This window comes from Nocardioides sp., assembly GCF_035481145.1.
Taxonomy (GTDB): domain Bacteria; phylum Actinomycetota; class Actinomycetes; order Propionibacteriales; family Nocardioidaceae; genus Nocardioides.
Window position 1 is genome coordinate 40,356 of record NZ_DATIHB010000205.1, and the last position, 7,137, is coordinate 47,492.

At 70.5% G+C, this 7,137-nt stretch carries 7 protein-coding genes; 2 read left to right on the plus strand and 5 right to left on the minus strand.

Going from position 1 to position 7,137, the window contains the following annotated elements:
* The first annotated feature begins 34 nt into the window (after window positions 1-34).
* A complete protein-coding gene (locus VLF38_RS16435) occupies window positions 35-562 on the plus strand; it encodes a YbhB/YbcL family Raf kinase inhibitor-like protein (protein WP_325272314.1) in 528 nt (175 codons plus the stop codon).
* Here the strand turns inward: VLF38_RS16435 and VLF38_RS16440 are convergent.
* Both VLF38_RS16440 and VLF38_RS16445 read right to left on the minus strand, forming a co-directional pair.
* Window positions 559-1,203, minus strand: a complete 645-nt coding sequence (locus tag VLF38_RS16440; RefSeq protein WP_325272315.1) for an FMN reductase — start codon at window positions 1,201-1,203, stop codon at window positions 559-561. The genes VLF38_RS16435 and VLF38_RS16440 overlap by 4 nt on opposite strands.
* Window positions 1,200-2,342, minus strand: coding sequence for an LLM class flavin-dependent oxidoreductase (locus VLF38_RS16445; protein WP_325272316.1), 1,143 nt, complete (start codon window positions 2,340-2,342; stop codon window positions 1,200-1,202). Before VLF38_RS16445 ends, VLF38_RS16440 begins: the two co-directional genes overlap by 4 nt.
* Window positions 2,343-2,424: 82 nt before the next feature.
* On the opposite strand from VLF38_RS16445, the gene VLF38_RS16450 reads away from it, so the two are divergent.
* Window positions 2,425-3,372, plus strand: coding sequence for an alpha/beta hydrolase (locus VLF38_RS16450; protein WP_325272317.1), 948 nt, complete (start codon window positions 2,425-2,427; stop codon window positions 3,370-3,372).
* Here VLF38_RS16450 and VLF38_RS16455 read toward each other — a convergent pair.
* The 3 genes from VLF38_RS16455 to VLF38_RS16465 are packed head-to-tail and all read right to left on the minus strand — an operon-like array spanning window position 3,365 to window position 7,045.
* Complete coding sequence (locus VLF38_RS16455) at window positions 3,365-5,395, minus strand: acyltransferase family protein (RefSeq protein WP_325272318.1); 2,031 nt, start codon at window positions 5,393-5,395, stop codon at window positions 3,365-3,367. The two genes, VLF38_RS16450 and VLF38_RS16455, sit on opposite strands and share 8 nt — an antisense overlap.
* 34 nt (window positions 5,396-5,429) lie before the next feature.
* Window positions 5,430-6,200 carry a sulfite exporter TauE/SafE family protein gene (locus VLF38_RS16460; protein ID WP_325272319.1) on the minus strand — a complete coding sequence of 257 codons (771 nt, stop codon included), beginning with the start codon at window positions 6,198-6,200 and terminating at the stop codon, window positions 5,430-5,432.
* Entirely contained in the window at window positions 6,197-7,045 is an 849-nt protein-coding gene (locus VLF38_RS16465) for an SPFH domain-containing protein (RefSeq protein ID WP_325272320.1), read from the minus strand. The genes VLF38_RS16460 and VLF38_RS16465 overlap by 4 nt, the downstream gene beginning before the upstream one ends.
* Window positions 7,046-7,137 lie beyond the last annotated feature (92 nt).

The following is a 7,137-nucleotide window of genomic DNA, read 5'->3' on the forward strand; positions in this document are numbered from 1 at the left end:
TGGACTCGGGAGCACCGCGGCCTAGCCTGCGGACATGAGCCTCGACCGTCCTGTGACTCCCGATCCGTACAACCTGCTGCCCGCCGTCCCCGCGTTCTCCGTGACCAGCACCGACGTCTCGGACGGCCAGCCGCTGGACCAGGCCCAGGTCCACGCCGGTGGCGACACCTCGCCCCAGCTCAGTTGGAGCGGGGCCCCCGAGGGCACGAAGTCGTACGTCGTCACGTGCTTCGACCCGGACGCCCCGATCGTCTCCGGCTTCTGGCACTGGGTCGTCTGCGACATCCCCGCGGACGTGACCTCGCTCGACACCGGCGCCGGAGCCGGCGACGCGAAGCTGGCGAACGGCGCCTTCCACGTGCGCAACGACGGCGGCGGGTTGAACTTCATGGGCGCTGCTCCGCCGCAGGGCGACCAGGTCCACCGCTACTACTTCGTGGTCCACGCGGTCAGCGAGGAGAAGCTCGGCGTCGACGGCTCGGCCTCACCCGCGGTGGTCGGCTTCAACCTGGCGTTCAAGACGCTGGGCCGCGCGATCCTCACGGGCACCTACCAGCACTAGCCCTTCAGCAGCTGGTCGAAGCTGACGAAGTCGTCGGCCTCCGGGTCGAACTCGGTGCTGCCCTGCAGCTTGCGGGCCGGCGGGACATCGGCCCGCGTCGACGGACCGTCGAGCAGCGCCACGAGCTCGGCCGCGGCGCGGTCGACGCGCCCGGCCAGCCGGCCGTCCGCGTTGCTGCCGAAGTCCTCCGAGGCGGCGAAGACCGCCGTCGGCACCGGCGTCGCCTTCAGGTAGGAGAAGAGCGGCCGCAGCGCGTGCTCCAGCACCAGCGAGTGACGGGCAGTGCCCGCCGTGGCACCCATCAGCACGGGCTTGCCCTCGAGCACCCCGGGCTCCAGGACGTCGAAGAACGTCTTGAAGAGCCCGGAGTACGACGCGGAGAAGACCGGTGTCACGGCGATGACCGCATCGGCGTCCGCGACGGTCTGCACCGCCTGGGCGAGACCGCCCGAGGGGAAGCCGGTGAGCAGGTTGTCCGCCAGCGCCCGCGCGTGCTCCCGCAGCTCGATGACGTGGATCCGGACCTCCTCACCCCGCTCGAAGAGCCGCGCCTCGACGGCGCTCGCGAGCTGGTCGGCCAGGATCCGCGTCGAGCTCGGGCTCGAGAGGCCGGCGGAGACGACCGCGACGTGCCGGGTCATCGGACGTCCTCCGCCCGGCTGCCCGTGGCCGAGTCCGCCGCGGCGTACACGGTGGCGTCGTGCGCGCCGCCGGCGGCGGCGACCCGCGCGCCGTGGGTGGGCGCGTCCGGGATGTGCGCGGGGCGCCCCTCGGCGTACCCCTTGCGGAGCTCGGGGAGGATCTCGCCGAGCAGGTCCATCTGCTCGAGCACGGTCTTGATCGGCAGCCCCGAGTGGTCGACCAGGAAGAGCTGGCGCTGGTAGTGGCCGACGTAGTCACGGAAGCCGAGCGTGCGCTCGAGGACCTGCTGGGGCGAGCCGACGGTCAGCGGCGTCTGCGAGGAGAAGTCCTCCAGCGACGGGCCGTGGCCGTAGACCGGCGAGACGTCGAAGTACGGGCGGTACTCCTTGACGGCGTCCTGGCTGTTCTTCCGCATGAAGAACTGGCCGCCGAGCCCGACGATCGCCTGGTCGGCGTCACCGTGTCCGTAGTGCGCGAAGCGCTGGCGGTAGAGCCGGACCATCTGCTCGGTGTGCGAGGCCGGCCAGAAGATGTGGTTCGCGAAGAAGCCGTTGCCGTAGTAGGCCGCCTGCTCGGCGATCTCGGGGCTCCTGATCGACCCGTGCCACACGAACGGGGGTACGCCGTCGAGCGGGCGGGGCGTCGAGGTGAAGCCCTGCAGCGGCGTGCGGTACTTCCCCTCCCACGTGACGACGTCCTCGCGCCACAGCCGGTGCAGCAGGTCGTAGTTCTCGATCGCGAGCGGGATGCCGTCGCGGATGTCCTTGCCGAACCACGGGTAGACCGGGCCGGTGTTGCCACGGCCGAGCATGAGGTCCATGCGGCCGTCGGAGACGTGCTGGAGGTAGGCGTAGTCCTCGGCCAGGCGCACCGGGTCGTTGGTGGTGATCAGCGTGGTCGCCGTGCTCACGATCAGCTTCTCGGTCTGGGCTGCGATGGCGCTGAGCAGGATCGGTGGGTTGGCCGGCGAGGCGAACGGCGGGTTGTGGTGCTCCGCCGTCGCGAAGACGTCGAGACCGATCTCCTCGGCCTTCCTCGCGAGGGCGATCGTGTTCTTGATCTTCTGGTACTCGGTGGGAACCGTGCCGTCCGTCGGGTCCGGCGTCACGTCGCCGACGGTGAAGATGCCGATCTGCATGTCCATCACTCCTTTGTAGATGACATGTCAACCATATACCAACGTCGCTCATTCCCGCACCCGGGCCCCTAGACTCCCGCGCATGAGCGAGCCGGTCACCGACGTCCTCGGCGCCCCCTACACCGCCGAGACCATCGAGCTCCCCGACGACAGCGAGGGGCGGGTCGTCGCCACCCTCGTCAAGCGTCCCGCTCACACCACGACGCGCAAGGCCGTCCTCTACGTCCACGGCTTCTGCGACTACTTCTTCCAGACCGCGTACGCCGAGTGGTGGACCGAGCGGGGCTACGACTTCTACGCGCTGGACCTGCGCAAGTACGGCCGGTCGCTGCTCCCCCACCAGACGCCGAACTACGTGGCCGACCTCCGGGAGTACTGGCCCGAGCTCGACGCCGCCTGGCAGCGCGTCACCGAGCGCGACGGCCACGACCACGTGGTGCTCAGCGCCCACTCGACGGGCGGGCTGACCTTGCCCCTGTGGGCATCGGAGCGCCGCGTGCCGATCGCGGGGATGGTCCTCAACTCCCCCTGGTTCGACCTGCAGGGGTCGGCTGTGGAGCGCGGCATCGGCACCAGGGTGATCCACCGCATCGCTGCCGTCGCGCCGATGCGGACCATGCCGCGCACGGTCTCCGGCCTCTACACGCAGAGCCTCCACGTGAACCACAGCGGCGAGTTCGACTTCGAGCTGTCCTGGAAGCCCGTGCAGTCCTGGCCGGTCCGCTTCGGCTGGATCTCTGCGATCCGTCGCGGGCACGCCGAGCTGCACCGTGGCCTGGCGATCGAGGCTCCGGTGCTGGTCCTCTCCTCGGCTGCGTCCACGTGGCCGGCGGAGATGAGCGACGCCGTGCACACCCACGACATCGTGCTCGACGTGCAGCAGATCCGCCGCTGGGCCTCGTCGCTCGGCACGCACGTCACGTCGGTCGCGATCGACGGCGGCCGGCATGACCTCTCGCTGTCGCGACTCCCCGCCCGTGAGGCGTTCTACGCCGAGATCGGTCGCTGGGCCGACGCCTACCTCAGCTGAGCAGCCCGGTCTCGCGGAGCATCCGCCACAGCTGGTCTGCCCGGCGCGTCAGCACCGCTGCCGTCACGTGGTCGGAGTCGCGCCAGACGACGGTGTCCTCCAGGACCGGCGAGCAGACGGGGTACCCGGGGCAGATGAGCGCGTTGGGATCGACCGTCGCGACATCGGCGCGGTCGGCGGCCACCACGTCGTACACGCTGTCGATGAGGGGGTGCTGGCGGGGCGCGAGGACGGCACAGTCCGCGAGCTTGTCGGCGCGGGCGAGGCAGGTCAGGGGGTCAGGGCCGTGCCGCTTGTAGCCACCCGTGCCGAGCATGCTCTTCGCGATGACCAGGTCCGGCCCGGCGCCGGTGACCCGGTCGACCGAGGTGCGCGTGGTCCGCGTCTGGAACTCGTCGAGGCTCTCGCCGTCGCGGATGCCGCCGAGCCTGCTGGCCCAGTACGGCTCTGACCGCGACAGGCCGATCGCCAGCACGACGTCGACGTCGAGTTCGGGCAGCACGTCCGCGTAGAACGTCTCGCGCCCAGCCTCACACGCAGCCTGCTCGTCGGGCGTGGAGAGCAGATTGACCTGCCCGACCTGCCAGGGGCACGCCGCCTGGACGTTGGCGGAGAAGGTCAGGCCCTGCGCACGCGCCACCTTCTCCAGGGCGGGGATGTACATCTGCGCCTGACTGTCGCCTACCAGGAGCACGTGCGCCCCCGTGCCCTTGACGAGTCGGCAGGCGTCGGGCTCCTCGGCCGTGCACGGCTTCGGAGGAACGCCGGTGTCGCCCGACGCGGCCGCCAGGTCGAGGTCTTCCGGAACAGCCCGGTCGAGTGCCTCGAGGACCGCCGACCGGGTGGTCGGCGCACCCGCTGCGAGGGCGGGCCGGACCTGGCTCTCGAGGACGAGCGGGACGACGACGACCGCAGCAGCGACACTGGTCGCCAGGCCCACACCGACCGCGGACCAGCGGAGCCGGACGAGGACCGGCGCCTTGCGCACGGGGTGCTCGACGAGCACGAAGGAGAGAGCGGCCAGGCCCGTCGAGATCGCTGCCGCGAGGACGGCGAGCACCAGTGGCCGCACCGAGAAGACGTCGCCGAGCACGAGCAACACCGGCCAGTGCCACAGGTAGGTGCCATAGGAGATCTGGCCGAGGTAGCGCGGCGCGGGCCTCGCGAGGAGGCGGTTGAACCAGCCTCCCTGCGTCGACCAGACACCTGCCACGAGGAGGCCCGACGCGACGGCCGCGACGAGCCCCCGCGCCGACGGGCTGAGGTCCATCGCGCGGCTCGCCACGGCGAGGAGGAGCACCAGGCCGACCCCGGACATGGCCGGTCCCCACGACCGCCAGATCCTGCCTGCTTCGGCGCGGCGCCCGGCGCCGACAGCCAGGCAGCAGAGCGCTCCGACCGCCAGCTGGTAGGCGCGTGTCTCCGTCGCGTAGTACGCGTGGGTCGGATCGTGCACGCCCCACCAGACCTGGAGCCCTGCGGAGCCCACCGCCAGCCCGGCGAGGAGGAGAGCGAGTGCCCGGATCGGCCGGGCCGAGAAGCGCAGCGCCGCGAGGACCACCAGCGGATAGAGGATGTAGAACTGCTCCTCGATCGCGAGCGACCAGAAGTGGAGATACGGACTGCTCTCGGTGTCGTGGGCGAAGTAGTCGCGGGACTCGCCGATGAAGTGCCAGTTTGCGACGTAGAGCAACGCGGCCCGCGCGTCGTCGAGCATCTCGGCACGAGCGGCGGAGGACGCCACGAGCAGCTGCACCAGGCCAGTGGCCAGGATGACGAGCACCGCTGCCGGCAGCAGCCTGCGCACGCGGCGCGCGTAGAACGTGCCGAGCTCGAAGCGGCCCGAGCGAGTGACCTCGTCGAGGATCACCGCGGTCACCAGGAAGCCGGAGAGCACGAAGAAGAGGTCGACGCCCACGAAGCCACCCTCGAGCGTGACCATCCCGGCGTGGAAGAGGAGGACGAGGTAGACCGCGATCGCCCGGAGGCCATCGAGTTCGGGACGGTAGGGCAGGCCGGGCACGGCGGAAACTCTATGCATCTCGACGTGCCAGTGCTCAATTGAGGAGGAAGCGCACCAGTGCGATCGTGCCCACGACGACGATCAGCGCCCGCAGCACGGGTGCCGGGAGCTTCCGCCCCCACGTCGCGCCGAGCTGCCCGCCGACCGTCGCACCGATCGCGATGAGCGCGACGACGCGCCAGTCGATCGAGCCGAAGGCCGCGACCACGAAGACGAGTCCAGCGACGCCATTGCCGAGCGCCGCGAGGACGTTCTTGACGCCGTTGAGCCGCTGCAGGGTGTCATCGACCCCTGCGCCGAGGACCGCCATGCAGAGCACGCCCTGCGCGGCGCCGAAGTAGCCGCAGTAGACGCCGACGCCGAGGATCGAGGGCCAGACCCAGCGCGCGCCGTGCTCGGGGAGCCCGCCGAGGTGTTCGTGGCGCCGCGCCACCGCACGGGCGATGCGCGGCTGGAGCACGACGAGGACCAGCCCCAGCAGGATCAGGACGGGCACGATCGCCCGGAACGCCTCGGCCGGCAGGACGAGGAGGAGCAGCGCCCCGGCCGTCGCACCGATCAGGGTCGCCGAGGCGAGACGCAGCACGCGCTCCCTCTGGCCGGCGAGCTCACGGCGGTAGCCGATCGCGCCCGAGACCGAGCCGGGGACCAGCCCGATCGCGTTGGAGATGTTGGCCGTCACCGGAGGTACGCCGAACGCGAGGAGGGCCGGGAACGTCACCAGCGTCCCCGACCCCACCACGGTGTTGATCGTGCCGGCGGCGACCCCCGCGAGGAGGATCGCCGCCATCTCGAACGGGCTCACGCCTGCGTGTCGCCCTCCGGCGCCAGGCGACCCAGGCCGTCGAGTGCCTTGCTGAACTCGCTCGGCAGGATCCAGACCTTGTTGGCCGATCCCTCGGCCAGCTTCGGCATCGCCTGGAGGTACTGGTAGGCGAGCAGCTCCTGGTCAGGACGGCCCTCGTGGATCGCGGTGAAGACCTGCTGGATCGCGCTGGCCTCACCCTGGGCACGCAGGATCGCCGCCTCGCGGTCGGCCTCGGCCGTCAGGATCTGGGCCTGCTTGGCACCCTCGGCGGTCAGGATCGCGGCGCGCTTGGACCGCTCGGCGCGCATCTGCTGCTCCATCGCGTCGGAGATCGACGGCGGCGGGTCGATGCCCTTGAGCTCGACGCGGTTCACGCGGACGCCCCACTTGCCGGTCGCTCCGTCGAGCTCACCACGCAGGCCGTTGTTGATCTGGTCGCGGGAGGTGAGCGCGTGCTCGAGGGTCATGCCGCCGACGATGTTGCGGAGCGTGGTCATCGTCAGCTGCTCGATCGCCTGGATGTAGTTGGCGATCTCGTACGTCGCGGCAACCGGGTCGGTGACCTGGAAGTAGATGACCGTGTCGATCGACACGGTCAGGTTGTCCTCGGTGATCACGGGCTGCGGCGGGAACGACACGACGTTCTCGCGCAGGTCGATCATGTAGCGGACGTTGTCGATGAACGGCACGACCATGTTGAGGCCGGCCGGCAACGTGGCGTGGTACTTGCCGAACCGCTCGACGACTCCGGCGAAGGCCTGCGGAACGATCCGCACGGTCTTCACCAGGAAGACGACGAGCAGGATCAGCCCCAGCACCAGGATCACTGCTACGGCTTCCATGTCACTCCCCCTCGGTAACTGTGGCCGGGCGCACGACGGCCGTCGCACCCCGGATCTCGCTGACGGTCACGGTCTGGCCCGGCTCGACCGTG